Source organism: Peribacillus loiseleuriae, from assembly GCF_001183985.1.
GTDB lineage: Bacteria > Bacillota > Bacilli > Bacillales > DSM-1321 > Peribacillus > Peribacillus loiseleuriae.
The window spans coordinates 103,555-130,343 of record NZ_LFZW01000002.1; the positions used below are offsets into that span (position 1 = coordinate 103,555).

Here is a 26,789-nt window from a genome sequence, read left to right on the forward strand (position 1 = left end):
CGAGTTGCTTTTTCAGTCCAGCACTAAATCCCCCCTGTTTTTTGTGCCTAATTCACACGATTTATAGAATGAATATATAAATCTAGCAATGACACATATCAGAATATTCACAAATTTCATAATATTTGATAAAATAAGCATACAACGAGTGCCCATTTTTTTCTAATACATCTTTGTTTACCGGTTAATACTTTAAATATATGAAGAGGTGTCTACATGGAATTACGGCATTTAAAATACTTTATTGCAGTTGCAGAAGAGCTTCATTTTGGTAGAGCAGCACAACGCTTACAGATGGCACAACCACCTTTAAGTCACCAAATTAAGCAATTGGAAAACGAATTAGATGTGCTTTTATTTTCCAGAACGAAGCAGCGCGTGGAATTAACGAAAGCTGGTGAAGTTTTTTTAAAGAGGGCTTATGAGATTCTAAACCGTGTACACTTGGCCTGTGAAGAGGCGAAAAGTATCGATCGAGGGGAAGCTGGTCAATTAGTATTAGCCTTTACTGGATCAATCGCGTTTGAACTTCTTCCTCTATTACTACGAAGGTTTCAAGAACAATACCCAAATATTAATATCGTCTTACGACAATTGTCATCAACAGAACAAATGGAAGCGCTGCACGACAGCTCCATTCATGTCGGCTTATTGATTCTCCCGATTGAAAGTGGATCGTTTCATGTAGAAATGCTACGGGAAGAACCATTTATTGTTGCTTTACCTAAAACACATCGATTAGCAACTGAAACAGAACCTATCGATGTCTCTATCCTCGCGAACGAACAGTTCATCATGACACCTAGAAAAGCAGGAGAAAGCTATTATGATGCGATCATTAGCCTTTGTCAGCATGCCGGATTTAGCCCTAAAAAGACCCAAGATGCCCTGGAGTTACATACAGCATTATCATTTGTTGCCTCTGGAATCGGTATTGCTTTACTTCCGTCTTCCATTCAATTTGTAAAAAACGACGATATCGTCTACTTACAACTCAAAAAAAGTTATACAACATGCAAAATTGGCGCAGCCTGGAACAAGAAAGAAACGTCTCCAGTTGTCCATTCCTTTATTTCATTTTTACAAGAAACAATCATTTAACTCTATTGAAAAAAGAGAAAATGGAGAAAGTTTGACGGTACGAGTTTCTTTATATAATCATTGTAAACGAAGAAATTAGAAGATTTTACGTGAGGATCAGTCAGGATGGCATGTTCTAAGTCCCCAAACCCCCTTTACGTTTTATTTAAAAGAAAATCCTCTCCCCCTATCATTTTTTATTGCCTTTCTTAGATGGAGGAAGAGGTGTTTACGGCTATTTATTCATCCACTTTCCTAAGCGTGGATTTCTTTCCCATATACAGCTAGGGCTGCCTCACCAATCGCTTCTGCTAATGTAGGGTGAGGGTGGATCGTATTGGCAATATCCATGGCTGTTGCCTCTAATACTTGCGCAAGACCTGCCTCTGTAATCATATCTGTTACATGTGGTCCAACCATATGTGTCCCTAACAACTTATTAGATCCTTCTTCCACAACAAGTTTGACAAAGCCATCTGACTCACCAAAAACAAGAGCTTTTCCAATCGCACGGAACGAGAATTTACCTGTTTTTACTTGATATCCTTTTTCCTTTGCCTCTTCTTCTGTTAATCCAACACTCGCAACCTCTGGGCTACTATATACACATTTTGAAACAAACGTTGGATTCAACGGCGCCGGATCTTCTCCTGCAATATGTTCAATGGCGATAATGCCCTCATGTGAAGCAACATGGGCAAGCTGTAAACCGCCAATTACATCACCAATCGCATAAATATTAGGTTCATTCGTTTGATAATACTCATTTGTTTTTATAAAAGCACGTTCGACAACAACACTCGTATTTTCTAGATTTAACCCTTTTATATTCGGCATTCTTCCAACCGATACTAATAGTTTATCAGCTGAATAGGATGTTTCTTTTCCTTTTTGCTCCGCTTTAATAGAAACACCTTCGCCTTTTTCCAACGTTTCTGGAAGTACTTTTGCTCCCGTAATGATTTTCACACCTTTTTTCTTCATTAATCGTTGGACTTCTTTTGAAATCTCTTTATCTTCTGTCGGTAAAATCCGATCTGCATACTCAATTACTGTGACTGATAATCCAAAATCAACAAGCATTGAAGCCCATTCAATTCCAATTACTCCTCCACCGACAATCAGAATCGATTCTGGAAGCTCTTGCATTTGTAGCGCTTCATCCGATGTCATCACGTACTCTCCGTCCGCTTCTAAACCAGGAAGAGTCCGTGGACGAGAACCTGTTGCTAGGACAATATTTTTGGCGATTAAAATCACCTCTTGATCATCCTCATTCAATTTTACTAACACATCTTTTGTCTGCAGAATACTGCCTTTCCCCTCGTACACATCGATTTTCCCTTTTTTCATTAAATGCTGAACACCTTTAAATAAGCGTTCTGTGATTTCTTCTTTCCGAGCTTGTACTTTTTGAAAATCTAGACCTACTTCAGGAGCAATGACTCCATACTTCTCTGCATTTTTTGTATTCGCATATACTTCTGCGCTTCTTAATAACGCCTTGCTCGGGATACAGCCTGCATGTAGGCATGTTCCACCAAGTTTTCCTTGTTCAACGACAGCTGTCTTTAATCCTAATTGCGAGGCACGTATAGCTGCAACATACCCACCCGTTCCGCCACCAATAATGACTACATCATATTCTTGATTCATCTGCTGTTTCCCCCTTTTGTTTCTATTTCTTAAGAACTGCTTGTAAACTTGAATCTATTAATCTATTTCAATTGCACAGGCACTAGATGTAAACTGGTCTCCGACGATAAAGCCTTGTTCATCTTGATAATCAATTTGAGTCTCTTGATCTAAATATCGTTTTGTAAAATGGTCCAATCGAATCTGAAGACCCTCATATTCAATAATCGTGTCGTTTCTTCGAGGCTCGTCCCACACAATGGAAAACTTGACTGACAAACCGCAGCCACCTGCAACATCAGCGTCAATTCTTGGAACTAGTTTTTCTTGGGACACCATTTCTTGCAATTTATTCATGGCTACCTCTGATATTTTGATGACCATCAAATTCCCCTCTCCTCTAGCCGCCTATTTTCCCATGATTATACATTCACCTTCACAGCACGGACTTGCTCATCTGCATGATATGAGGAGCGTACGAGCGGACCTGCTTCACAGTGACTAAAGCCTTTGGACATCGCAATGCTTTTCAGTTCTGCGAACTCTTCTGGACTCCAATACTTTTGAACTTTCAAATGCCGTTTTGTCGGCTGCAAATATTGGCCAATTGTCATAATATCCACATCGTTAAAACGAAGGTCATCCATCGTTTCGATAATTTCTTCCTTTGTTTCCCCTAGTCCAATCATAATGCTTGATTTCGTTGGAATTGTAGGATTTATTTGCTTAGCACGTTTTAAAAACTCTAGTGAACGTTCGTATGTGGCACGTGCTCGAACTCTTGGCGTTAAGCGTTTCACTGTTTCAATATTATGATTCAAAATGGCTGGCATAGCATCCATTAATATTTTTAAGTTATCGTATTCTCCATTCATATCAGAAGGAAGAACTTCAATGCTACAAAATGGATTTCGCCGTCTTACGGCTCGCACCGTTTCGGCAAATACCTTTGCTCCGCCGTCTTTTAGATCATCACGGGCAACAGCTGTTATGACGACATGCTTTAAGCCCATTTGTTCAACAGACTCTACAACACGTTCCGGCTCTTGCCAATCAAGTTCGGTTGGAAGTCCTGTTTGAACGGCACAAAATCGACAAGCACGGGTACATACACTTCCTAAAATCATGAAAGTAGCCGTTTTTCGGACTGCCCAGCATTCATGAATATTCGGACACTTTGCCTCTTCACAAACGGTGTGTAGTTTTTTTTCACGCATCATTTTCTTTAGGCCCGTATATTGTTCATTGGTATTTAATTTAATCTTAAGCCATTCAGGTTTACGAAGCTCACTATCTGTCATAAGGTACTCACTCCTATGAACGAATGGAATTTTTATTTAATCGGAAAAAAACTGGCATCTACACTCATATGAAACCACCGAGCGTGAAATAATGAGAAATTGATTTTCTCGCTATTTTCATTCCCGGTGGTTCAATTATCCTTTTAGGATTTTACCGTTTCTTTCTCAACTTCTACCGCTTTTTCATAACGTAAAATAGGTTGTCTCGCTGCTTGTACTTCATCCAAACGACCAATGACTGTGGAATGTGGGGCTTCTAGAACGATCCCAGGATTTTCTTCCACTTCCTTGGAAATTTGAATCATCACATCCGCAAAAGCATCGAGCGTTTCTTTCGACTCTGTTTCTGTCGGTTCAATCATCAAACATTCCTCTACATTCAATGGGAAGTAGATGGTTGGCGGATGATACCCGAAATCAAGCAGTCGTTTGGCCATATCCAGTGTTCTTACCCCTAGCTTTTTCTGTCTTGAACCCGATAGGACAAATTCATGCTTGCAAATTTGTGCATATGGCGCTTCAAAATATGGCTCTAACCGTTTGCGCAGGTAATTCGCATGAAGGACGGCACTTTCCGATACTTGACGCAATCCTTCTGGCCCCATTGTGCGAATATAAGTATATGCACGTAAAAGAATGCCGAAGTTTCCGTAATATCCTTTTACTCTGCCGATTGAGAGCGGATGATTTGAGTTCAACACATAATTACCACCGTCTTTTTCAACGCGCGGTACCGGCAAGAAAGGAATTAATTTCTCTTTCACACCGACTGGACCTGCACCTGGACCTCCACCACCATGAGGCGTCGTAAATGTTTTATGAAGGTTTAAATGCACGATGTCAAAGCCCATTTGCCCTGGTGTCGTTTTACCTAAAATGGCGTTCGCATTCGCTCCATCATAATACAATAAGCCTCCTGCCTCATGAACAACTTGAGCAATTTCTACAATTTCCTTTTCAAAAAGGCCAAGTGTATTCGGATTTGTCAACATAAGAGCCGCTGTATCAGGACCAACATGTTTCTTTAACTCTTCTAAATTCACTAATCCATTTTCATTGGATGGAATCGTAATCGTTTCGAAACCCGCTACCGTTGCACTTGCAGGGTTCGTACCGTGTGCAGAGTCTGGAACGAGTACCTGCTTTCTCGTTTCCCCTTTTTGAGCATGATAGGCTTTCACCATCATTAACCCTGTCCATTCACCTTGAGCTCCTGCAGATGGTTGTAATGTAACCGCATCCATTCCTGTGATAACTGCTAACTCTTCTTGTAGTTCATATAACACTTCTAATGCACCCTGTACCGTCTCAACAGGCTGATATGGGTGAATGCGGCTAAACCCTTCCAAACGTGCGACATCTTCATTGATTTTCGGATTGTACTTCATCGTACAAGAACCAAGTGGGTAAAAGCCGTTATCGATCCCATGGTTTTTATTAGAAAGCGCTGTATAATGTCTTACAAGTTGCAACTCTGATACTTCCGGGAGTTCTGCAGGAACGTCACGAATTAAATGCTTCGGAAGTTTGTTTTGAATATCAACAGATTCCACATCACTTTCCGGAAGACTTGAACCGATACGTCCTGGACGACTAATTTCAAAAATCAAATCATTGTATTCAACCATGTACAATCGCCTCCAAAACCTCTACAAATTGGTCAATCTCTTCTTTTGTTCGTTGTTCTGTCACAGCAAGTAACATTTGATTTTCATGACCGTAATCGATTTCCAAATCAAAGCCACCAATGATCCCCGCTTCTAGTAGTTTCGCATTGACTTCCTTGACTGGACGAGGAAGCTCGACAACAAACTCATTGAAGAATGGAGATTGATTGAGAATGACAAACCCTTTCTGTTTCAGCGTTTTTGCCATATAGTCTGCTTTCTCCAAATTTAATTGAGCCATCTGACGAATCCCTTGTTTCCCAAGTGATGACATACAAATGGAAGAGGCAAGTGCATTCAATGCCTGATTCGAACAAATATTGGATGATGCTTTATCACGACGAATATGCTGTTCACGTGCTTGCAGTGTTAGCACAAAGCCGCGCTGGCCTTTTTCATCTTCCGTTTGACCGACAATCCGGCCTGGGATTTTACGCATAAATTTCTTACTGACCGCAAAATAGCCACAATGTGGACCACCAAATGACATTGGGATGCCTAATGGCTGCATATCACCGATTACAATATCAGCCCCGAGTTTACCAGGAGCCTGCAAGAGCGCAAGTGCGAGTGGGTTGGCGCTTACAATGAAAAGAGCCTTGTTTTCTTCTGCAATTTTCTTAATCGCCGTTAAGTCTTCAATTGAACCGAAGAAATTCGGATATTGAACAATGACAGCTGCCGTGTCTTTATCAATTTGTTCTTGCAGTTTCCCTAAATCGGTAATCTCGTCTGTAAGATCGATTTCTTCAACCGTATACCCTGGTCCATCTGCTACTGTACGTAAAATAGCACGAGATTCTGGGTGGACCGCTTTGGATACAAGGACTTTCGAACGTCTGGATGATGCGACAGCAAGTGATGCTGCTTCTGCAAGCGATGTAAAACCATCGTACATAGAAGAATTCGCTACATCCATTCCCGTTAACTCACATACCATCGTTTGAAATTCGAAAATCGCTTGTAATTCACCTTGACTGATTTCCGGTTGATATGGCGTATATGCCGTGTAAAATTCAGAGCGTGAAATCATATGGTTGACCACACTTGGAATGTAGTGATCATACGTACCAGCACCGAGAAATGTTGGGTAATGATTCGCATTTTTATTTTTAGTAGCAAGTTGATTCATTTTCTTCAATAGGAGTGGTTCAGGAACCGCCGGTGGAATGTTTAGCTCCCCTTGTAGACGAATGTCAGCTGGAATATCTTCAAATAATTCATCTATGGAAGAAATCTGTAAAAACTCGAGCATTTCCTCTTGATCTTGTTTCGTATCAGGGAGGTACCTGTAAGTTGATGTCATATTATTCCTCTCCTTCATTCGTAAATGCTTCGTACTCTTCTTCGTTAAGTAACGATTCCAACTCTTCTGGGTTGGACACTTCCACTTCGACTAACCATCCAGCTTTAAATGGATTTTCATTAATCGTCTCTGGCGCTCCTTCTAATTCTTCATTTACAGCCACGACTGTACCTGAGACAGGTGAGTAAAGTTCAGAAACTGCTTTAACGGATTCGATCGTTCCCATGGATTCATTAACGATTACTTCGTCATCAATGGCTGGATTTTCAACAAACACAATATCCCCTAACGCCTTCTGTGCATAATCAGAGATACCAATCCGGACACGATTTCCTTCTAATTGTTCAACCCACTCATGCTCTTTGCTATATAGTAAATTTGCTGTCGCTTTTGTCATTGTTTTTCGTCCTTTCAGCTTTTGAATATTCTTATATGAGATCGATTCACTAGCATCATCCTCATCTTTAACATGATGCTAGTAAACTTAGAAATTACTTTTTATAGAATGGTGTTTTTACAACAACAGCTTCAATCTGCTTATTACGGATTTCTATTTTTAGTAGTGTTCCCACATCAGCATGATCCACAGAGATCAAAGCAAGCCCGATGCTCTTTTTCAAAGATGGTGATTGCGTTCCTGATGTCACTACTCCGATTTCCTTCCCATCTTCAGATAGTACTTTATAGCCATGACGGGGAATGCCCCGGCCTGTTACTTCAATCCCTACTATTTTTCTCGTTAATCCTGCTTCTTTTTGTGCAGAAAGCGCCTCTTTACCAATAAAATCACTTTCTTTATTGGTTTTTACAACAAAACCGACTCCTGCTTCTAGTGGACTAATTTCGCTGCTAAGTTCTTGACCATATAGCGGAAGACGCGCTTCTAGGCGAAGCGTATCACGAGCACCCAATCCGCACGGTTTTAAACCTTCTGATGTTCCTACTTCTAAAAGCTTTTCCCAAAGTGCTGCCACTTGGTCTTTTTGTAAATAGAGTTCAAACCCGTCTTCTCCTGTATAGCCTGTCCGGGATACAAGCACATCGGTAATTTCAGAAATGTTAACTTGTTGTGCAAATTTAAATACACCAATCGCTGATAAGTCGGTATCCGTTACCTTTTGTAAAATCGCTTCTGCCTTTGGTCCTTGAATCGCTAGTTGAGCGATGTCATCGGAGATATTTTCAAGTTTCATATCTCCTTTGACATGCTTCTTCATCCATTCAACATCCTTTTCAATATTTGCAGCATTGATCACAAGTAAATATTTTTCATCTGCCAATTTGTAAACTAATATATCATCAACCGTTCCACCGTCTGGATAGCACATTGCCGTATACTGTGCCTGATTGATCGCTAGTTTCGTTATGTCGTTCGTTACAAGTTGATTAATATAAGCACAAGCATCTTTTCCTTCTACAAGCACTTCCCCCATATGAGAGACATCAAAAAGGCCTGATTCTGTTCGCACCGCTTCATGTTCTTCTAAAATGCTCGAAAACTGAACTGGCAAAGCCCAGCCACCAAAATCAATCACTTTCGCTCCGTATTTTCCGTATATTTCAAAAAGCGGTGTTTGCTTTAATGCTGTTTCTGTACTCATGATTTACCCCCGATTAAGATTTTCTACAAAATAGTCGTTCTTTTACCTCTTTACCTGTTTCGGTCATCGCTAGCCCACCAAGAGCTGTTTCACGAAGAGTCCGCGGCATATCTTTTCCAACTTTATACATCGCTTCAATGACTTCGTCACAAGGAATACGACTCTTGACTCCAGCAAGGGACATATCAGCCGCTGAAAAAGCAATGGAAGTACCGATTACATTTCGTTTGATGCAAGGAACTTCAACAAGCCCTCCGACCGGATCGCAAACTAAGCCTAAAAGAGATTTCATCGCAATGGCTGTTGCATTTACGACTTGCTGTGGCGTCCCTCCTTTTAACTCAACGATGGTCCCAGCCGCCATCGCTGTTGCAGACCCGACCTCTGCTTGACAGCCTCCAGCTGCTCCTGAAATGAAAGAGCGATTCGCAATGACAAGTCCGAGCATACTTGCTGTAAACAACCCCTTGACTAGCTCATGATAGGGCGTGCCATCATTTTTATGAAGTGAAAATAATACGCCAGGCAAAATACCTGCTGCTCCAGCAGTTGGCGTTGCCACAATGACACCCATCCTGGCATTACTTTCAGAAGTTGCTAATGAAAAGCTCATGGCATTGCTTATATAATCTCCTGACAGGGATTTACCTTGATGAACGTATTCAGACATCTTCACGGCATCACCGCCAGAAATCCCACTTGGCGCAGTTGATGCATCTTTAATCCCACTATCCACGGCTTCTTTCATTTTGATCAATCGCTCTTCCATCATGCTGATAATCGTACCTTCGTCTTTTCCTGACTTTTCTGCTTCCATCATCAACATGATTTCACCAATCGACTTTTTCTCTCTGTGACAAGCTTCAATGAGCTCTTTCATAGACTGAATTTCCATCATATGGCCTTCACCAGTGCTTTCCCCTTTGGTTGATAAGGACTCGCAAGTATAGAAAAGTCATCTCCAGCACTCAGACGAATCGCTACCATCTCATCGTCAATCAAGAAGATTTTGGATAAACCACCTCCGAGTGATACGCCACCAACCTTAACCACACGATCACCACGTTTTGCTGTCACGATGGTTGTATTAGGATGGTCTATATACTCACAATCGTTTTCGAATTCAAACTGGTACTGCATGCCACACTCTTTGGCTTTTTCCAATGCGTATTTGATTCGGGAATCATCGGTATCCATCCCAAGCAATCCGCCAATAAGCGCTTTATCTGTTCCATGTCCTTGATAGGTTTCAGCAAAGGAATCATAAAATACAATGTTGGTCTCTTGTGGATAATCTCCTAACAGTTCATAAATAAATTTTCCGATAGATACGACACCAGCTGTATGAGAGCTCGACGGTCCGACCATGATTGGGCCGATTATGTCAAAACAACTTTGAAATTCCATGATTCTCCTCCTTTTTTACACCGTAACTGCCTGTTGAAATAATGGGTAGGCACTACAAATCGCTTTAGTTGTTTCTTTTGCTTGCTCGAGAACAGCTTGATCGCCTTTATTTGTTAGAACAGCCGCAATCACTTTGCCGATTTTCACCATTTCTTCCTGCTTCATGCCTCGAGTTGTTAAGGCAGCTGTTCCTATACGGATTCCACTCGTAACAAACGGTTTTTCTGGATCAAAAGGAATCGTATTTTTATTTACGGTAATGCCTACATCTTCTAATAATTTCTCTGCTTCTTTTCCGGTTAAGTTCCACGGACGCAAATCTAACAGGACAATATGATTATCTGTTCCATCGGAAACGAGGGCAGCTCCTTCGTTTTTTAAGGTTTCGCCAAGTATTGCCGCATTTTCAATGACTTGGTTGGCATAATCTTTAAAACTTGGTTGTAAAGCTTCTTTGAACGCTACCGCTTTTGCAGCAATAATGTGCATGAGTGGCCCGCCTTGAATGCCAGGAAATATCGATTTATTAATCGCTTTAATAATCTCTTCATCGTTTGTTAATACGATACCACCACGTGGGCCTCGCAATGTTTTATGAGTCGTACTTGTCACAACATCGGCATATGGGATGGGAGATGGATGAAGTCCGGCCGCTACTAGCCCTGCAATATGCGCCATATCGACCATAAGTTTTGCCCCAACTTGATCGGCAATGTTTCTAAAGCGGGCAAAATCGATCGTTCTTGGATAGGCACTTGTCCCTGCAATAATCAATTTCGGTTTTTCTTTCTTCGCGATTGCTTCTAATTCATCATAATCAATCCTTTGCGTATCTTCTCTCACACCATAAGAGACAATGTCAAACCATTTTCCTGAAACGCTAACTGGACTTCCATGTGTTAAGTGTCCACCATGTGAAAGGTTCATTCCCATTACTTTATCTCCAGGCTGAAGCAGGGCGAAAAAAACAGCGAAATTTGCTTGTGCCCCTGAGTGCGGCTGAACATTTGCATATTTGGCTCCAAATAGCTCTGTTACGCGCTCGATAGCTGTTTGTTCTGCCACATCAACAAATTCACAACCGCCATAATAACGCTTCCCTGGATATCCTTCTGCATATTTATTGGTCATCACGCTTCCCATCGCTTCTAATACATCTTCGCTGACGATATTTTCTGAAGCAATTAACTCAAGTGTTTGTAGCTGGCGTTCCCGTTCCTTTTCAATCGCTCCAAAAATTATAGAATCATTTTGCTGTAAACTCATCTGTACTCCTCCTCGTATTTTTTGTATGACACAATCTTTTGATAATTTCAGTATAGCTAGTGACACTACTCTCTCTTAACCAATCTTCTTTTCCAAGAAAACTGTGGAGATACGCTCCCGTTTTTTGCACGCAAAAAAGGACAGAAAAGGGTAGCGTGTTTTTCTCTACCCTTCTCTGTCCTTTTACCTGAGAGTTTAACCCTATGTTTCATAGAGTCGTTCCCCTTTGGTGGCGTACTACTTTATACGCGCTCTCCAGAGGTGCGTCCGATTGTGGTTCCATCTACCTGAGAGATTTGTTCCAAGGGTCTTTTTGGAACTTGCTCCTTCGGTGGCTTGTCGCATTGCACTCTCCCACAACCGTCATTCGCTCATATTTAGTTACTGTTATATTCAGAATAATCACATAAACTTAATCTGTCAAGGTTATTTTGAAAACGCTAACATTTATTTGAGTTTAATTTACTAAAATCAATGATTGTCGCCTTTTATTTACATGAGTGGATGGTCAGAAATACTTTCTCTAAGAATTGAGTAAAAATAAAGTTTGTTATTAATCCTGCAGCGGTCTAGATCATGGCTAGAAAAAACGGTAAGGCCATCAGACTAAAACAAGCACAGTTAGAGCGGAATCAATAATTATCGCTAATACAGAAACGAACAATCCAAGTAATAACATTGTGGCTTAGAACGCTTTGCATCCTTTTTCTACTTGTTATGTACACATTTTCAAAAAATAGCGCTTCTATCTAGCATTCAGCAAAAAATTGGGAGGACCCATTTTTTTTAAAACCTTCTAGAGAAGCATCACTAATGAATATAAAGAAAAATATATTGTTATAGAGCAAGGTAATTTAGTTAGTCACAACTAAGATTGCCTTTCACCAGGGAACCTTGCTCCTATTTTTAGCTGGGGAATGACAATTAGAATGAATAATTATGTCTTGTGTCACTCAAGTTTCAAGAGCGGATGCCATTGGATTTAAATGGGTATGTGCAGATTCTTGTTCATGACAAAAAACTTTTCTTATCTGTTTAATCAGATATAATATATTCATAGAATCATTACGTTTAACTTGTCTAATTTTCTAAGAGTATATACAAGGAGAGCTGCAATGAATAAAAATAAACTATTACAAAATCTTCTTCATACCAATCGAGGTAATTTATTTTCAATAGAAATTCCTAAGGCAACTGAAATGGATCAAAAAATGATTGAGGAATGGATTATAGAATTAGAAAGAGAAGGAAAAATTAAATTGAGAGAGCTTGTACAGCAAGAGTCCTCCATTTATTTGCATGGAATCCTTAAGTATGCATCCGATTAATTAACTGTTCTCTTTTGTCCTCATATGCTCGGATAGGAGCTTTTGTTATGGTGGTAGATGGGGATACTTTCGTTGATATATTAACGATTTTCTCAGATTGTTAGAGTCTCTGTTTCCTAATATATCTGAAAACGGACACCGTTCTATTTTTTAGAACGGTGTCTACTCTTTTATTTAACTATTTAAAATTACATGGGCGTGAATTTTTTTCCGTTGCCTTTTATCCTATTATCTTTCCCTGATCCACATGATTCACCTTCGTTTTCCGCATCTTATAAATTGCAATCAGCAAAATAAACCAAACAGGAGTTATGAACAATGCAACTCGAGTATCTTCCGCCAATGCAAGCACGACAAGAACGAACGCTAGAAAAGTAAGAATCAAGTAATTGGAAAATGGGTAAAGTGGCAATTTAAATTTGTTTACTTTCGCTAAATCTGGTCTTGTTTTGCGGTACTTCAAATGGCTAATGACAGTAATTCCCCAAATGAAGATGAAACATACCGTAGAAATACTTGTAATCAACGTAAATACGCCTTCTGGCATTACATAGTTCAAAACAACAGCTATCAGAATGACAACAGTTGAAAAGAATAATGCATTGGAAGGTACTTTACGGGAAGTAAGTTTTGTAAATGGTATAGGTGCATTTTTATCATTGGCAAGTGAGTATACCATCCGGCTTGTACTGAAGATAGCGCTGTTACATGCTGAAGCTGCGGATGTTAGAACGACAAAATTGACAATACCAGCAGCTGCAGCGATACCAACCGCCACGAAGACTTGGACGAATGGGCTTTCCATTGGATTAATGGCATTCCACGGATAAATACTCATTATGACAATAAGTGCGCCAATGTAGAAAATGATAATCCGAATGGGGATATTATTGATTGCTTTTGGTATCACCTTTTCTGGGTTTTCTGTTTCACCTGCTGTAAGTCCTACAAGTTCAATGCCAACAAACGCAAACACTACCATCTGGAATGAGAGGATAAAGCCATTTATACCATTTGGAAACATGCCTCCGTGGCTCCATAGATTCGTGAAACTGGATGCCCCTGAATTAGTAGAAAAGCCTTTAATAATCATGAAAATACCGATCACAATTAGTGCTAAAATCGCGATGACTTTAATTAATGCGAACCAGAATTCCATTTCGCCAAAAAGTTTGACGGTTGCAAGGTTCATCATTAGCAAAATGACAAGTGCAATTAATCCTGGCATCCACTGTGGGACATCGGGAAGCCAATACTGGGTATAGAGACCAACTGCTGTTAAGTCGGCCATTGCGATTGAAATCCAGCAAAACCAATAGGTCCAGCCCGTGATAAATGCGGCCATATTACCTAAATAGTCATTTACAAAGTCAACGAAAGAGTTATATTCCAAATTGGATAAGAGTAATTCGCCTAGTGCGCGCATAATTAAAAAGCAAATGACGCCTGTAATCATGTAAGCAAATAAAATCGATGGCCCTGCTAAATGAATAGATTTTCCTGCTCCAAGAAATAATCCCGTTCCGATTGCCCCGCCAATCGCGATTAGTTGTACGTGCCTATTTTTTAGACCTCTCTCCAATTTTTGTTCCTGCATACGATTCCCCACTCTCTTTTTTAGGTTGTTTGCAATTTTACCATATTAATGCCTCAATAAAAGTTTACCATATTATCAGTCAATTCGACACTTATTAGAAAACGCTTACATTTTCATGAACAGAATATTCAAAAAATATTTAGAAGATATTCTTTAGCCAAAACTATTCCCAGTTCTATTACCCTCGTTAGAGTAATCGTTAATGAACTTTGTTAAAATATTGTAAAAAAATGTCGTAAGTTTGAATTTTCAAAAAAGAAAAGATACAACAATCTACATGTTATACTTTTCAAGAATGAATACATGTTTTAAAAACAAAGATGAAATGAGTGGATTACTATGTTAGTAGAAGACTTAATACATCGTTTTGAACTTGTAAAGAAAAGAAACCCCTTACATGCCAATGAATTATTAGACTATATTCAAAAAGGGTATATTTATGGGGAATTATCTATTGTTGAATACAAAAAACTTTTTTTTGAACTAGACAAGCTGGAAGCAGAAAAGCCAATGTCATTCTTTATAAAAACAATATAATTATGAAAAAGCTACAGTATATTTAATAATCTAACAAATGACTCTTTTAATTATTCCTGGTCCTGATAAACATTATTAGAAAACAGGAACATCTTTATAAGACGCATTAAACAATCTATAAAATAGGTTTTGTCTATCGCTTCACAATTGTAAGATATCGTTAATAGCCTTTACTCTCGTTGAGTAAAGGCTATTTTTTCGAGTTTCTACTATTGAAAAAGCAATACTCAAATTACTACCTTCTCCATTGGGCTCTAGTATTTTTTAAGTGCTTCAATCATTAGTTTCCAAAAACCTTCTACATCAAGTTCTAATCCAAACTTAGCATTTACTGGTCTGCCAGTGACCCCGTGTAGATCAATTAACGTGGTTCCTGCCGTAAACTCTCCTTTCGTTTCTACGGTAACGTTTACATCTTTCGTCTTAAACAATTCTGGTGCAACACAATAAGCTACAGTTAATACATCGTGTACGGGTGCTCCATCAAAATCGAACATCTCTTTATATGTGGATGCAAAGAACACTAATAATTCACCCACAATTTTTGCAACATGGTTATCAATTTTATTGACTTGATCGATCACTTCTTTCGTTGCTAAAGCTTGATGGGTGATATCTAACCCCATAACGACGATTGGCATTCCACTATCAAATACTTTTTTTGCGGCTTCTGGATCCGCCCAAATGTTGAATTCAGCAGTCGGTGTCCAGTTACCAAATGTTCCACCACCCATAAGAACGATTTCTTCAATATTGTCCTTAATTTCTGGCGCTTTTGTTAAAGCTAAAGCAATATTTGTTAATGGTCCTGTTGGAAGAAGCGTAACAGGCTCTTTTGATTCTTTTACCAGTCTTATGATTGTATCAGCCCCATGCTCCTCGCTCCAGCTACGAGAAGGTTCGGGCAATTCTGGACCGTCCAACCCTGAATCGCCATGAATACCAGGTGCGGTTTCTCTGATTCGAATCAATGGTTCGCTTGCCCCTTTTGAAACCATAACATCCGGTCGTGAAACTAAATCACAAACTTTTAATGCATTCATCGTCGTTTTTTCAATCTCTGCATTTCCGGAAACCGTTGTAATCGCCAAAATTTCCAATTCCGGTCGTGCAGCAGCTAAAATAATCGCAATTGCGTCATCATGTCCTGGATCACAATCCATAATAATTTTTCTTGTCGTCATAATCATTCACTCCTATTTTAAATTTACATGACAATACCCATAATTGTTCCCGAAATAACGGATGCTAATGTCGCACCTAACAATAATTTTAAAGAAAATTTTGCAACATGGCTTCCTTGTTTTTCACTGATTGATTTGATTGAACCTGCCACAATACCTACAGTTCCAAAATTCGCAAAACTTACTAAGTAAACGGATACAATGGCAATGGTTTTATCGGAAAGATGGTTTGAAATTTCACCAAAATTCAACATGGCAACAAATTCATTGGTTATAAGTTTTGTAGCCATAATTCCACCTGCTTGTACAGCTTCTGCCCATGGAACACCCATTAAGAAAGCGATGGGTGCAAAAATATACCCAATAACCGTTTGGAAAGAGACTTGAAATACGCCTACAAAAACCACATTAATCAATTCCATCAAGGAAATAAATCCTAATAGCATCGCAGCAACAATTATAACAATTTTAAAGCCATCCATTACACTTTCTCCAATCATTTGGAAGAATGGAAGTCTTTCTTTTTCTTCAATTTCAATTAAATCTTCATCCTCGTCTAAATCATATGGGTTAATAATATTAGCAATGATGAGTGCACTAAAAATATTCAATACAACAGCCGTTACAACATATTTTGGCTCTAACATGGTCATATAAGACCCAACCATCGCCATACTGATTGCACTCATTGCTGACGTACAAATCGTATAAAGTCTTTTTGGTGATAAGAGTGGAATTTGCTTGATAATGGTTAAGAACACTTCTGGTTGTCCAAGTGCAGCTGTAGATACAGCAAAATAGCTTTCTAGTTTACCCATGCCTGTTATTTTACTTAAAATTAAACCGATATATTTGATGAAGAATGGTAATACTTTTATATAATTTAGTATCCCTATTAAAACGGATATGAAAACAAGCGGTAATAACACGGAAAGGAAAAACGTAAATCCACCTTCATTCACCATATCACCAAATACAAATTGGATTCCTGAATTAGCAATTTTCATTAATTTTTCAAAAAATACGCCTACTTTAGTAATCGCAATTAAACCGATACTCGTATTCATCATGAAGTAAACTGCAAGGATTTGCACAGCCAACATAATCAGAATACGCTTATATTTTATTTGTTTTCTATTGTTACTGACTAAAAAAGCAACACCAAAAACAAGTAAAATTCCTGTTAGTAAGAATATAAAATTCATATTCAAGCCTCCTTCTAAATGGAAACGTTTACAATAGTTTCTAAAAAACAACTTCTATAAAGTCTAGTTGTTAACAAGAATCGAAGACAGCTAACTTTATAGAAGTTGAGTTTATGCTAATGACGAACTTAGTTTAGTACTAATTTAGTTTTGTTGTTAAAACTAACTGCTATTTCGGCTCCTACTTTAGCATTATGTTTGACTAATTCGATATTGGCATCAAGGCTTTTACCGTTAGTTAATTCTTTTATTTTTCCTAGCAAGAATGGTGTACTATCTTTACCAATAATATGATTTTCTTCTGCTTGTTTGATTGCTTCACCGATAATTCCATTAATATACTCTTCATCCATCGCAAATTCTTCAGGAATCGGGTTCGCGATTACTGCTCCACCATTAAGATTTAATTCCCATTTCGCTTTTAATGTTTCAGCAATGACATCGATTGAATCCGTAGAGAAGTTTAATTGATATTCACTATTTCTAGTGTAGAATGCTGGCAGGCACTCTGTTTCATAGCCAATGACAGGTACCCCTTTTGTTTCAAGGTATTCTAGTGTAAGCGATAAATCTAGGATTGATTTAGCACCTGCACAAATGACAGCTACATCTGTTTGAGCTAATTCTTCAAGGTCAGCTGAGATATCCATCGTCGTTTCTGCCCCTTTATGAACTCCGCCAATACCACCTGTTACAAAGATTTTGATGTCTGCTAAATCCGCGCAAATCATCGTTGTCGCAACAGTCGTTGCTCCTAGTTTTTTTGTAGCAATGATTTGAGCTAAATCACGTCTTGATACTTTCGCAACACCTGAGCTTTTACCAAATAACTCTAATTCATCATCTGTTAACCCAATTTTAATTTTCCCATCAATGATCGCAATTGTTGCTGGAACAGCCCCGTTATCACGGACAATTTGTTCCACTTCGCGAGCCATTTTTACGTTTTGAGGATAAGGCATACCATGAGAAATAATGGTAGATTCTAAAGCAACGATTGCTTTTCCTTCCTCTTTTGCTTGTAATACCTCTGCTGATAATTCAATATACTCTTTCATTTAAAAATTCCTCCATATCCAAAATAAATTGTTTTTTTGATAATTCTTGTCTAACCGTATGTTTTGACATAATTGTTTTATGTGCATTAACCAAACCCGAGTTTATAATGCAAGCCAATTCTTTCTTTTGTAACCAGGAATAAATCACCCCTGAACAAAATGAATCTCCTGCACCTGTAACATCAATAACCATAGGTGTTTCGACAGCTGGGTAATAATGAATCTCTCCATTTTCAACTCCTGCCATCACACCTTTTGATCCGTTTGTTACAATCACATTTTTTACCCCTAACTCTAACCAACTCATTACTGCGTTTTCCCAATCTTTCTTATCGTTGATTTTGATATTCATATAAGTTTCTGTTTCATCTTTATTTACGATGAGCCAACTCACTGCACTCAAAGTTTTTGGAAGCCTATTCATTTTCGGCGACGAAACAGGGATAATAACTAATGGAATACTATGGATTGATGTGAAGTCACAAAGAAATTCAATGGTTTCCACAGGACAATTTAAATCCACCAGAATACATTTAGCTTTGATAAAAATATCGGTGTTTTTCATAAGCAGCTCAGGTGTAATGTGATCAAAAATATCCATATCTGCCAAGGCAATCGATAAATCACCATGCTCATCTAAAACGGCTGTGTAGGAACCTGTTGACGAATTTTCAAACTTAGTGACATGATTTAAATTCATAAAAGGTGAAGATAACTGGTAAATATCCAGCCAATCTGGATCATCCCCTCTTACCGAAAACAAAACAACATCTTCGCCTAATCGCCCTAAATTTTCAGCAATATTTCTTGCTACCCCACCAACTGCCCTTGAGGATTTTACTGGATTAGACGTTTGGTAAACCCTTTCATTTTTGATATATAATTTTTTATCAACATTTGCTCCCCCTATACAGATGATCGGGGACCTTCGTTTTTCTTCATGAAAAGTATTCGTCAAGCTCAACACCTCCCTCTTAAAAACATATGTTTATATCGTAAACATATGTTTAGTATACGCTTACAAATTGAATTGTCAATATCTTTTTAAAAATTAGTTTAGAATACTATTCTTTTCATTTTTATTTTTCCCCACCCACACATTTTCAGTTATTGTAGGTATACATACCCCAATAAGAATGATGAGCACTCCCACCATTTGCACAAATGTAACCGTTTCATTTAACAATAGGACGGATACAATCATTGCGATTGGCAATTCTACAGCACTTAATATGGATGAGACGCCTAACCCCACTTTTGGAATAGCTATACTAAATAAGAAAACTGGAACAACCATTCCAAAAAGACCCAAAGCTAACCCAAACATCCAAAGCCCTTCACTAAACAACGTCCCATCCCAAATGATTTGTGGAGACTGGAAAACAGATGTTGTGATCAAAGCAAAGAAAGAAACCAATACTAAACGATTAGAAGTCGTCATCTTTGCACTTGATTTGCCATTAAAAAATAAGAATAGTGAATAACAAAGGGCTGCTCCTAATCCCCACAACCAACCTTGGATAGGGATTGTCGATAAATCGACATCTACTAAACCAGCTGCTGGTATCGTTCCGACAAACAATAAAATGAGAGAAAAAGACTCCATCCGACTAGGAAATTTCCGGCTTGCAATACACGAGATGAACATACCTATCCAGGTAAATTGGAATAAAAGAACAACTGCTAAAGATGCTGGTAAATAATTCAAGGACGCGCCGTACAAAATATTAGTTAGCCCTGTTAAAATACCAGCAGGAATAATACTTTTCATCCCTCTCAGATTCACTTTTTTCCCTTGACTAACAAATATACAAACAGCGATAGCAAAGCCAATCACAAATTGACTTGTAACTGCTTCCGAGGCTGAAAACCCCTCACGCATTGCCAGCTTTATGATGGTTGAAACGATGCCATAACTACAAGCCCCCGTAACTACCAACAAGGGATACAAATAGCTCTTTCTCATTGATTTTCTCCCCTTTCATGTCTTAAGTAGATCTATCTAAGTAACACCTCAATTCTTAGAAAACAAAAGTTTATCACACAGACATTTGTTAGTAAATGCTCTATCCCCATTTTTCACGCACAAAAAAAGCCGATACTTCCCTTGACATAAGGAAATATCAGCTTATTCTAAATTCTTTCGCTTCACTTTTTCTTTTCTTTTGCCAAAAAATCAAACAACTAAATCACCTTAACATAGTGAATCAAGGGGTGTAATTATTATTAATGCTATTTTCCACAAGCGAATATAGTTGATCTGCTGTCAAATCCGCATTTGTGTCCCAAGTCTGTAATGTGATAGCTGAAGCTGCCATACCTAAACGTACAGCTTGTTCAAAAGTTTCATCATGACTCATACCGAATAGAACACCGCCTATTAACGATTCCTCTGCTCCAGCAAAATTCAAAATATCTGTTTGTATTGGAGGAAGATGCTCTTGTTTTCTATCATGATCCGCCCAAAATACACCCTGCCTGTCCAATATGACAATAACTTGCTTGACGCCTCTTTGTAGTATTTTCTCACTTGCTTTTTTACAGTCTTCAATCGTCTCAATCTCCATTTGGGACAAGGCAGCTGCTTCTTCACGATTCGCAATCAGCAAATCTATGCCATGTAAATTATAAGGCAGCCGCAACGCCTTTGGTGCTGAAACGGGATTCACCCATAAAGTCAGCTGTTCTTTTTCGCACCTTTTAATAAGATAGGTCAAAGTTTCTTCTGGAAGATTGGAGTCAGCAAATATTATATGAGAGGATGCCAGATGCGACCACCGAGCTTCAATAAATTCAATGCTAAACTGGTCATAAATTTGCATATCAGCTACAGCAAGAATCTTTTCACCCGTATCAGTAAGAATCGAGGTATAACTCCCTGTTTTCTCCATATTTATCGCCAAACATTGGCTAACATCTACTCCATAGCGCTTTGTTTCTTCCAAAAGCCATCTTCCTTCTTGATCATCTCCAATTAAAGTGATCAATGACACTTGGCAACCTAGCCTGCCCAAGTTCTCTGCTACATTTCGAGAAATCCCCCCACAAGACTGTCTAACCGTTGCAGGGTTGGAAGTACCATACTGAATTGGCTTCAAAGTTTGTGACTTCCGATCTATATTGGCCCCACCGATACAAGTAATTCGTGATTCTTCCCGTACAATGTAAGCACGTCCAAGTATTTCTCCTTTTTTCGTTAAGGTGGATATATATCCAGCCACCGCTGATCTGGAAAGCCCAAGTTTTACTGATAATTCTTGCTGAGAAATAAATGGGTTTTCTTTAATTAAAGACAAAATGTGCTGATCCTTGACCATGTATTCCCCTTCCCTTTATACAACATCTATTGTTAATATTGAGTATAATACTTATCATTCTTCGCATGCAACAGATTAAAGGGACTACTTATTCAAAATTATTATTTCATAGTTCGAAAATACTATATAACAAAGCTCAAAAATAAACAGTAAAAAAGCAACAATTGAATTAATTTGTAGCTTTTTTACTGTTTATTTTACTTGGTAGAATACGATTGATTATAGGTACATTTTTCAAGATTCTCCTTCTCCTCTTTCTATTCTATTAAGCATGGAAAAGTGACCATTAGATACATAGAAAAATAGTCTAGAGGAAGGCAAAGTGGGAGGAAATAAGATGAAAGATCCTATCCACCCATGTCATTTAAACGACTTCAAAAAAATTAGAAGATCCATAAACACAACAGTGAACACCATTCTAAAATGTCATCACCTGTTTTGGTCATGAGTATGGGTTTTCTAGTACTCCTCTTTTATCCATTTAATATTGCCTATTTCCTTAATATCAAGATAATCGTTGATCTATAGAAAGAGTAAACCGCAATTGTAAACTAAACTAGTTTAATCTAGACTAAATTAAACTAGTTTATATATGTAAATTTTCCGAACGTATGACGATAGTCCTGTTTTTAAAAGGAACTCCCTTACCCGTTTTGTATGTACCTTGTTATCGCACTTCTACCTTAATTAGTTTCACTCCTGCTTTTTTCAACTGTTTTGTAACATCGTCATTCTTCTTTTTATTCGCCATCATCTTCTCTTCCTCTCTTCTGTAAATTCGTATTAGCCATTATGCCATTATTCTAGGAAAATATACAAAAGAGGTTTAAAATCCCTCCTTCTTCTCTATATATCTTATAAAACATGGATAAGTGGAAATGTGACCATAAATAAGCTAGATTCGAAATGTACGAGAGGGAGGATGGGAAGTGAAGAACTTAAACTCAAGATTTCAGGATAAGTCATTTAAAAAAACTATTTCAACAAAGGATGAATCGGAAAGTCCGCATAAGAGAAAGCGGCAAACACATTCAGATAAATGCCATAACATCAAATTCCCAGTAACAACTGTCATGCAGATGAAGCTGCGTACTTATTGTAAGCAAATGGGCAGAATTTATTATACCCAAGATGGACAAGCCTTAAGTCAGACCGTTTTTAATACCTCACTTTTACAGTTCGGGTTGCATCACATCGAAATTGTAGATTGGAACCAACACTATAAAGATACTAAAACGTATATGCATACCATGCTTAAGGAACAGGTACACCAGACAATCGGGGGGCCATATGGTCTAGCCATTCAAAAACAAGTATCTGAACGAAAGGTTGTTGTTTTTATTATGGCAAGCGTCTTACTCTGGATTGAAAAGGGTGGTTCTCTTGAAAAAATCTTACAGTAGCCTAAATCTTTTGCAGTAAAAATTAACAGGAACGTCTTCTCCAAAAGGTTTCTTTGAATATATCTTTAACAACCGAAAGTACCTAACCCTTGTCATTGGGTATTATGATTATTTAAGAGGAAAAGTGTTCATTGAAGACAGCTGGATATGTACGAAGATGTGCCACTAGGTTTCGAGTTAGCTGTCTTGATTCACTTACTCTATCGGACTTCATAACCCACATCAAAAAAGGAACGCAATTTAAGCAAGTAGCAAGATTCCTTCTGTCAGGAAAAGTGAATTATTTAGGAAAGAAAAGAACGGAGAAACGAGTCATGAAGGCATTGATGGAGCATGTGTTTTCCTATGAATCCATTGAAGAAGAGATTATCGATGTAAAACCAGAGAAAGAAAAGGAAGCCCATCTCACGATTCGAATAAAAGACTCCGAAATATTAAGAGGTGAAATCTTCTTACATGACCTCTCCCCTTTCCTAAATGAGCAACATATAACGATTGAGGACTTATTGACGATCCTTTATTTAGACTTCATTAAACAAATAAAGGAACATGGGAATTCGATGATAGTTCAAAAAACATCCTGTTTCACCTGAAGTCTCACCAGTGAACGACGGCATAATGATAATGCGTCGGTGGTGGATGAAAGAGGAAGATGGAGAAAGTTCTCATGCAAGCCAAAAAGAAAAAGAATTAATTATTTTCGGAGCTATGAATGCACCAACAAGAGGTCATTAACAATCCATCGATCGGCTCAAAATTAAGAGAGGACTTGAAGGAATTTCGTTCTTTTTTGACAGCGGAACAAATACAAAAGGAATGACGTATTACTAGAATTGATGTCCAGATAAAAGCTTGTAATCTCCGATCACGTTAAACGATAAGAGACTACAAACCTTAGTTTTTTATATGTTTGACAGAAAAAGAGGTGCCTCTTTTGGGCGTTGCTCTGCACAAAATTGAAATGGGAGTCTTCTCGCCTGGAATGATAAAACATACTCAGACAATAGAAATCAAAAAAAGTAATAATTTTTTCATCTAAACTGGCTATAAACAAAAAATAAGCACCGTTAAATGCTTATTTTCCATGTAGCCATTCCTTCATTTTTTCTAAACTACCTGTGTAAGGACGTTTAATCAAGTTTCTTTCATATCGAGACAAGGTACTATGGGAAATACCCATTTCCTTAGCCGCCTCTAAAATGCTTAGCCCTCGGTCTGCTCTTTCCTTATTGATGGTTTCAGGAGTCACCTGCTTTTTTTCATTCATTTCTATAGTTACTGCAGCCTCACTCTCTGTCATGCCCTTCAACATCGTCGATAAATTCACGGTATCATGGTCCGCGCTCTCCATCAACAATAAATTCCTGTCGTCAACCAACCCACTGATATCAGTGGGCGGAATGATTTGGACGCGCGCCTTCAACCAGGTAGTAGCGAACCAGTTTCGTTCTTGCTCAATTTGCTGCTCAATCCCTTTGTCCTTGTAGCTCCACCCCTTAATAATGCCGTCATGCTGCAAGGTGTCTAGTATTTCTTCAAATTGCTCTTTGATTCTTGAACCATATCGTGGATTCACGTCCAAGTCCATCACTTTTAGCAGACCTTTTTCTCCACCGATATAATAGGCCCTTAGATAGTCCGCGCTCTTTTGACGAATTCTCCATTGCCAGGATAGATAACGTGATAACCGTTTATGGTACCTTTGCTTCGTAGGATGGTATTCGAGAGTCTTCAATGCCAGTAACCCGCTACTCTTTTGAGATCCGTACAGAAAGTTTGCAAGCAATTCCCCTGGACGAATGCTACATTCATAAATACCAATCGGGTTGTCTCCACGGTAAGCCACTGTCACGCTATCTACCAAAAATAAAGGATTAAACTGCACTTGCCCGATTTCCTCAAAGTTCCCCTGATCCTCATTGATAAATCTCAAATTCTCTCGCTCAATCCTAATCCATATCGTACTGAGAGCTGCCAGCCTTTTCATAATGTCATCCCGTTCTTTTTTTCGGTAAGAGGTTTGGTAGCCGTCAGGGTCTTCGTTCCTTCCTTGCAACCTTCTTAAATTCAAAGCATCATCTGTGTGAAAATGAATCATTTGGTCTTTGTGAGTAGCCTGCTGCATCCACAAAATCGAGACGATATCAAAAATATCTGCCGTTAAATCATCCATCGACGTGATAGCTTGAGAGGTAAGGTTTTTCCATTGTTCAATCGCGGCATTCGATTTTATCTTCAAATAGTCATTTTCTGCCCTTACTTGGGCCGTTGCTTCTAGTGCTTTTTCTGAAATTCTAGCAGTGGGAATAGCCGTAGCGATGTCAAATTCATTTTTACTAATGGTATCCCTCAACTTATGGAACAATAAAGCTGATCCGGACTCGGCAAAACTTTGATTTAACATGGAATTTATTACTTCCCTATTATTGGATTTTGGAGCATAGGGGGCATTCTCTTCATCGGTAAACCGAATGTATGGAAGAACAAAATTTCTAATTTCCTCTAAATAATCATAAGCCCATTGTTCCATGCTCTCGAATTCCAAGTCATGTTCTTTCACTAATCGTTCCATAATCACAAAAAATGCCTTTAAGGATTGAGATGGCTGAGAATTCTCTTCACTTGCCATCAAATTTTTTATATCAATGTTCCATCCGACATAGAGTTGAGGATAATCTGGGAATATGATGTTAGTGACATTCAATATTCTCCTTTGCAAAATATTAACCATTATTCTTCACCTCGCCCTTCTTTAGTCGGCTCTATGTATTCATATAGGTACTGTTGAATATATTCATGAAAAACATCCGTTTCTATGATACCGTAATCATAAAGAAAACTAATGGTTTCAAATGATAGGAACTGGGCAATCGGATTTTTCTCCAAGATGGCTTTTTTTAGCTGTTGGACGTCTTTTTCCTTATACATGATATACTTTCCCTTATGTTCCTTAAATTCTTCAGGTGAATAGCAAGTTTCTATGAAAGTATGATTATGCTTACATTCATATATAACTCGATGATCGCTATAATAAGTCGTTACACCAGATTCCTTTCCGGCTTTATAAGATACAATCTGTTTTCTAAGCCATATAGGACCACTCGATAAACTCACTAGTGGTTTAGGCAATACTCCACGGAGATGATAGGTGGAGACCTTTCTACGATCCCACCCTAAAATTTCCCCTGCTTCTTTAACGCCTACCAAAAAACTCATACCTATTCCCCTTCAATTTTAATGTTAAAATAATTATGAGTGAGGCTTGTTGCATTTGTCAACATGATTAACCATTGTTTTATATGTCAAATATGGCTGCTACATGTCTAAACATACGCAATATTAGATTGTGCAACTTTTTTCAGTTTGACGTTTCCTCTCACAATGCGCACATTCATTTTCTAGATCCTTTTTTGAAAAATTAACCACTGCTCCCACACGACTCGAACTTATTCTTAATTAACTCCAATCTTGCACACCTTTTGCAGGAAGTGCAACTTTCCTCCAATTTGACGTTTCCTCTCACAATGCGCACATCCCGTTATTTCTTAGGCTAGATCTTATCCGTTGACTTGTTCAACCTTAAAACTATCAACACTTCTATATAAGTAAAAAGGTAATTCCCTTTGACGTTTCCTTTCACATTATGCACAATGACAGACCTTTGAAAATCAAGACGAGGTTTTTCTCTACCTATACAATTCCCCAGAAAGCATCGTGCCTTCTTTCACTGGAAACTTCACCAATCATCATATGTGCAACTTTTCTCATACTTGACGTTTCCTCTCACAATGTGCACAATGAATGGCGATTGAAAATCAAAATGAGACCTTTTCTACTCATACAATTACCTAGAAAGTATAGCCCCTCCTTTCAATGAAAATTTCACCAATGATCATA

At 38.4% G+C, this 26,789-nt stretch carries 24 protein-coding genes and 1 riboswitch; of the genes, 5 read left to right on the forward strand and 19 right to left on the reverse strand.

Annotated elements, in window-relative coordinates; all coding sequences use genetic code 11:
* Positions 1-216 precede the first annotated feature (216 nt).
* Positions 217-1,101 (forward strand): LysR family transcriptional regulator, encoded by an 885-nt coding sequence (locus AC625_RS24175; protein WP_049683974.1) that lies wholly within the window; start codon positions 217-219, stop codon positions 1,099-1,101.
* A gap of 234 nt (positions 1,102-1,335) precedes the next feature.
* Here AC625_RS24175 and lpdA read toward each other — a convergent pair whose 3' ends face one another.
* From lpdA to glyA, 10 genes are all read right to left on the reverse strand, one after another.
* Entirely contained in the window at positions 1,336-2,736 is a 1,401-nt protein-coding gene (gene lpdA / locus AC625_RS24180) for a dihydrolipoyl dehydrogenase (protein ID WP_049683975.1), read from the reverse strand.
* 57 nt (positions 2,737-2,793) lie between these two features.
* Positions 2,794-3,099 carry an iron-sulfur cluster biosynthesis family protein gene (locus AC625_RS24185; RefSeq protein WP_049683976.1) on the reverse strand — a complete coding sequence of 102 codons (306 nt, stop codon included), beginning with the start codon at positions 3,097-3,099 and terminating at the stop codon, positions 2,794-2,796.
* Positions 3,100-3,137: 38 nt separating this feature from the next.
* Complete coding sequence (gene lipA / locus AC625_RS24190) at positions 3,138-4,016, reverse strand: lipoyl synthase (protein WP_049683977.1); 879 nt, start codon at positions 4,014-4,016, stop codon at positions 3,138-3,140.
* Between the two features lie 143 nt (positions 4,017-4,159).
* On the reverse strand, positions 4,160-5,644 hold the full coding sequence (gene gcvPB / locus AC625_RS24195; RefSeq protein ID WP_049683978.1) for an aminomethyl-transferring glycine dehydrogenase subunit GcvPB: 1,485 nt from the start codon (positions 5,642-5,644) through the stop codon (positions 4,160-4,162).
* The gene (gcvPA, locus tag AC625_RS24200) at positions 5,637-6,989 is read right to left on the reverse strand and encodes an aminomethyl-transferring glycine dehydrogenase subunit GcvPA (RefSeq protein WP_049683979.1); all 1,353 of its coding nucleotides are present in this window, start codon (positions 6,987-6,989) and stop codon (positions 5,637-5,639) included. The genes gcvPB and gcvPA overlap by 8 nt, the downstream gene beginning before the upstream one ends.
* 1 nt (position 6,990) lies before the next feature.
* Entirely contained in the window at positions 6,991-7,386 is a 396-nt protein-coding gene (gene gcvH, locus AC625_RS24205) for a glycine cleavage system protein GcvH (RefSeq protein WP_049683980.1), read from the reverse strand.
* Between the two features lie 94 nt (positions 7,387-7,480).
* Positions 7,481-8,590, reverse strand: coding sequence for a glycine cleavage system aminomethyltransferase GcvT (gcvT, locus tag AC625_RS24210; protein ID WP_049683981.1), 1,110 nt, complete (start codon positions 8,588-8,590; stop codon positions 7,481-7,483).
* A 13-nt stretch (positions 8,591-8,603) separates the two neighbouring features.
* A complete protein-coding gene (gene sdaAA, locus AC625_RS24215; protein WP_049684048.1) occupies positions 8,604-9,485 on the reverse strand; it encodes an L-serine ammonia-lyase, iron-sulfur-dependent, subunit alpha in 882 nt (293 codons plus the stop codon).
* Entirely contained in the window at positions 9,485-9,997 is a 513-nt protein-coding gene (locus AC625_RS24220) for a serine dehydratase beta chain (RefSeq protein ID WP_049683982.1), read from the reverse strand. The genes sdaAA and AC625_RS24220 overlap by 1 nt, the downstream gene beginning before the upstream one ends.
* Positions 9,998-10,012: 15 nt before the next feature.
* Entirely contained in the window at positions 10,013-11,263 is a 1,251-nt protein-coding gene (gene glyA, locus AC625_RS24225) for a serine hydroxymethyltransferase (RefSeq protein ID WP_049683983.1), read from the reverse strand.
* A 264-nt stretch (positions 11,264-11,527) separates the two neighbouring features.
* Positions 11,528-11,630, reverse strand: a riboswitch (glycine riboswitch).
* 748 nt (positions 11,631-12,378) lie between these two features.
* Here glyA and AC625_RS24230 point away from each other — a divergent pair.
* The gene (locus AC625_RS24230; RefSeq protein ID WP_049683984.1) at positions 12,379-12,591 is read left to right on the forward strand and encodes a hypothetical protein; all 213 of its coding nucleotides are present in this window, start codon (positions 12,379-12,381) and stop codon (positions 12,589-12,591) included.
* Between the two features lie 220 nt (positions 12,592-12,811).
* Here AC625_RS24230 and AC625_RS24235 read toward each other — a convergent pair whose 3' ends face one another.
* Positions 12,812-14,188, reverse strand: a complete 1,377-nt coding sequence (locus AC625_RS24235) for an amino acid permease (protein ID WP_049683985.1) — start codon at positions 14,186-14,188, stop codon at positions 12,812-12,814.
* Positions 14,189-14,527: 339 nt separating this feature from the next.
* Between AC625_RS24235 and yppF the strand changes: the two genes are divergently transcribed.
* Positions 14,528-14,725 carry a YppF family protein gene (gene yppF, locus AC625_RS24240; protein WP_049683986.1) on the forward strand — a complete coding sequence of 66 codons (198 nt, stop codon included), beginning with the start codon at positions 14,528-14,530 and terminating at the stop codon, positions 14,723-14,725.
* Between the two features lie 254 nt (positions 14,726-14,979).
* On the opposite strand, the gene AC625_RS24245 is transcribed toward yppF, so the two are convergent.
* From AC625_RS24245 to AC625_RS24270, 6 genes are all read right to left on the reverse strand, one after another.
* Positions 14,980-15,909, reverse strand: a complete 930-nt coding sequence (locus tag AC625_RS24245) for a nucleoside hydrolase (RefSeq protein ID WP_049683987.1) — start codon at positions 15,907-15,909, stop codon at positions 14,980-14,982.
* Between the two features lie 23 nt (positions 15,910-15,932).
* Positions 15,933-17,114: a NupC/NupG family nucleoside CNT transporter gene (locus tag AC625_RS24250; protein WP_049683988.1), complete on the reverse strand. Its 1,182-nt coding sequence runs from the start codon at positions 17,112-17,114 to the stop codon at positions 15,933-15,935.
* A 128-nt stretch (positions 17,115-17,242) separates the two neighbouring features.
* Positions 17,243-18,172, reverse strand: coding sequence for a pseudouridine-5'-phosphate glycosidase (locus tag AC625_RS24255; protein ID WP_049683989.1), 930 nt, complete (start codon positions 18,170-18,172; stop codon positions 17,243-17,245).
* Positions 18,156-19,130, reverse strand: a complete 975-nt coding sequence (locus AC625_RS24260; protein ID WP_049683990.1) for a carbohydrate kinase family protein — start codon at positions 19,128-19,130, stop codon at positions 18,156-18,158. Before AC625_RS24260 ends, AC625_RS24255 begins: the two co-directional genes overlap by 17 nt.
* A gap of 93 nt (positions 19,131-19,223) precedes the next feature.
* Entirely contained in the window at positions 19,224-20,138 is a 915-nt protein-coding gene (locus tag AC625_RS24265; protein ID WP_049683991.1) for an EamA family transporter, read from the reverse strand.
* 241 nt (positions 20,139-20,379) lie between these two features.
* Positions 20,380-21,489 (reverse strand): carbohydrate kinase, encoded by a 1,110-nt coding sequence (locus AC625_RS24270; RefSeq protein WP_053178210.1) that lies wholly within the window; start codon positions 21,487-21,489, stop codon positions 20,380-20,382.
* A gap of 929 nt (positions 21,490-22,418) precedes the next feature.
* Here AC625_RS24270 and AC625_RS24275 point away from each other — a divergent pair.
* Both AC625_RS24275 and AC625_RS24280 read left to right on the forward strand, forming a co-directional pair.
* A complete protein-coding gene (locus AC625_RS24275; protein WP_049683992.1) occupies positions 22,419-22,892 on the forward strand; it encodes a hypothetical protein in 474 nt (157 codons plus the stop codon).
* A 131-nt stretch (positions 22,893-23,023) separates the two neighbouring features.
* Positions 23,024-23,485 (forward strand): hypothetical protein, encoded by a 462-nt coding sequence (locus AC625_RS24280; RefSeq protein WP_049683993.1) that lies wholly within the window; start codon positions 23,024-23,026, stop codon positions 23,483-23,485.
* A gap of 482 nt (positions 23,486-23,967) precedes the next feature.
* On the opposite strand, the gene AC625_RS24285 is transcribed toward AC625_RS24280, so the two are convergent.
* A complete protein-coding gene (locus AC625_RS24285) occupies positions 23,968-25,623 on the reverse strand; it encodes a helix-turn-helix domain-containing protein (protein ID WP_049683994.1) in 1,656 nt (551 codons plus the stop codon).
* A complete protein-coding gene (locus AC625_RS24290) occupies positions 25,623-26,108 on the reverse strand; it encodes a hypothetical protein (RefSeq protein ID WP_049683995.1) in 486 nt (161 codons plus the stop codon). The genes AC625_RS24285 and AC625_RS24290 overlap by 1 nt, the downstream gene beginning before the upstream one ends.
* Positions 26,109-26,789: the final 681 nt, after the last annotated feature.

What these genes read in the sequence shown, in the direction of transcription:
- AC625_RS24185 (WP_049683976.1), bottom strand. Translation starts at nt 3,099, where the DNA reads ATGGTCATCAAAATATCAGAGGTAGCCATGAATAAATTGCAAGAAATG.
- AC625_RS24290 (WP_049683995.1), bottom strand. Translation starts at nt 26,108, where the DNA reads ATGAGTTTTTTGGTAGGCGTTAAAGAAGCAGGGGAAATTTTAGGGTGG.
- AC625_RS24175 (WP_049683974.1), top strand. Translation starts at nt 217, where the DNA reads ATGGAATTACGGCATTTAAAATACTTTATTGCAGTTGCAGAAGAGCTT.
- gcvH (WP_049683980.1), bottom strand. Translation starts at nt 7,386, where the DNA reads ATGACAAAAGCGACAGCAAATTTACTATATAGCAAAGAGCATGAGTGG.
- AC625_RS24285 (WP_049683994.1), bottom strand. Translation starts at nt 25,623, where the DNA reads ATGGTTAATATTTTGCAAAGGAGAATATTGAATGTCACTAACATCATA.
- sdaAA (WP_049684048.1), bottom strand. Translation starts at nt 9,485, where the DNA reads ATGGAAATTCAGTCTATGAAAGAGCTCATTGAAGCTTGTCACAGAGAG.
- AC625_RS24265 (WP_049683991.1), bottom strand. Translation starts at nt 20,138, where the DNA reads ATGAGAAAGAGCTATTTGTATCCCTTGTTGGTAGTTACGGGGGCTTGT.
- AC625_RS24235 (WP_049683985.1), bottom strand. Translation starts at nt 14,188, where the DNA reads ATGCAGGAACAAAAATTGGAGAGAGGTCTAAAAAATAGGCACGTACAA.
- AC625_RS24245 (WP_049683987.1), bottom strand. Translation starts at nt 15,909, where the DNA reads ATGACGACAAGAAAAATTATTATGGATTGTGATCCAGGACATGATGAC.
- glyA (WP_049683983.1), bottom strand. Translation starts at nt 11,263, where the DNA reads ATGAGTTTACAGCAAAATGATTCTATAATTTTTGGAGCGATTGAAAAG.
- AC625_RS24270 (WP_053178210.1), bottom strand. Translation starts at nt 21,489, where the DNA reads ATGGTCAAGGATCAGCACATTTTGTCTTTAATTAAAGAAAACCCATTT.
- AC625_RS24255 (WP_049683989.1), bottom strand. Translation starts at nt 18,172, where the DNA reads ATGAAAGAGTATATTGAATTATCAGCAGAGGTATTACAAGCAAAAGAG.
- AC625_RS24220 (WP_049683982.1), bottom strand. Translation starts at nt 9,997, where the DNA reads ATGGAATTTCAAAGTTGTTTTGACATAATCGGCCCAATCATGGTCGGA.
- gcvPB (WP_049683978.1), bottom strand. Translation starts at nt 5,644, where the DNA reads ATGGTTGAATACAATGATTTGATTTTTGAAATTAGTCGTCCAGGACGT.
- yppF (WP_049683986.1), top strand. Translation starts at nt 14,528, where the DNA reads ATGTTAGTAGAAGACTTAATACATCGTTTTGAACTTGTAAAGAAAAGA.
- gcvT (WP_049683981.1), bottom strand. Translation starts at nt 8,590, where the DNA reads ATGAGTACAGAAACAGCATTAAAGCAAACACCGCTTTTTGAAATATAC.
- AC625_RS24250 (WP_049683988.1), bottom strand. Translation starts at nt 17,114, where the DNA reads ATGAATTTTATATTCTTACTAACAGGAATTTTACTTGTTTTTGGTGTT.
- gcvPA (WP_049683979.1), bottom strand. Translation starts at nt 6,989, where the DNA reads ATGACATCAACTTACAGGTACCTCCCTGATACGAAACAAGATCAAGAG.
- lipA (WP_049683977.1), bottom strand. Translation starts at nt 4,016, where the DNA reads ATGACAGATAGTGAGCTTCGTAAACCTGAATGGCTTAAGATTAAATTA.
- AC625_RS24230 (WP_049683984.1), top strand. Translation starts at nt 12,379, where the DNA reads ATGAATAAAAATAAACTATTACAAAATCTTCTTCATACCAATCGAGGT.
- lpdA (WP_049683975.1), bottom strand. Translation starts at nt 2,736, where the DNA reads ATGAATCAAGAATATGATGTAGTCATTATTGGTGGCGGAACGGGTGGG.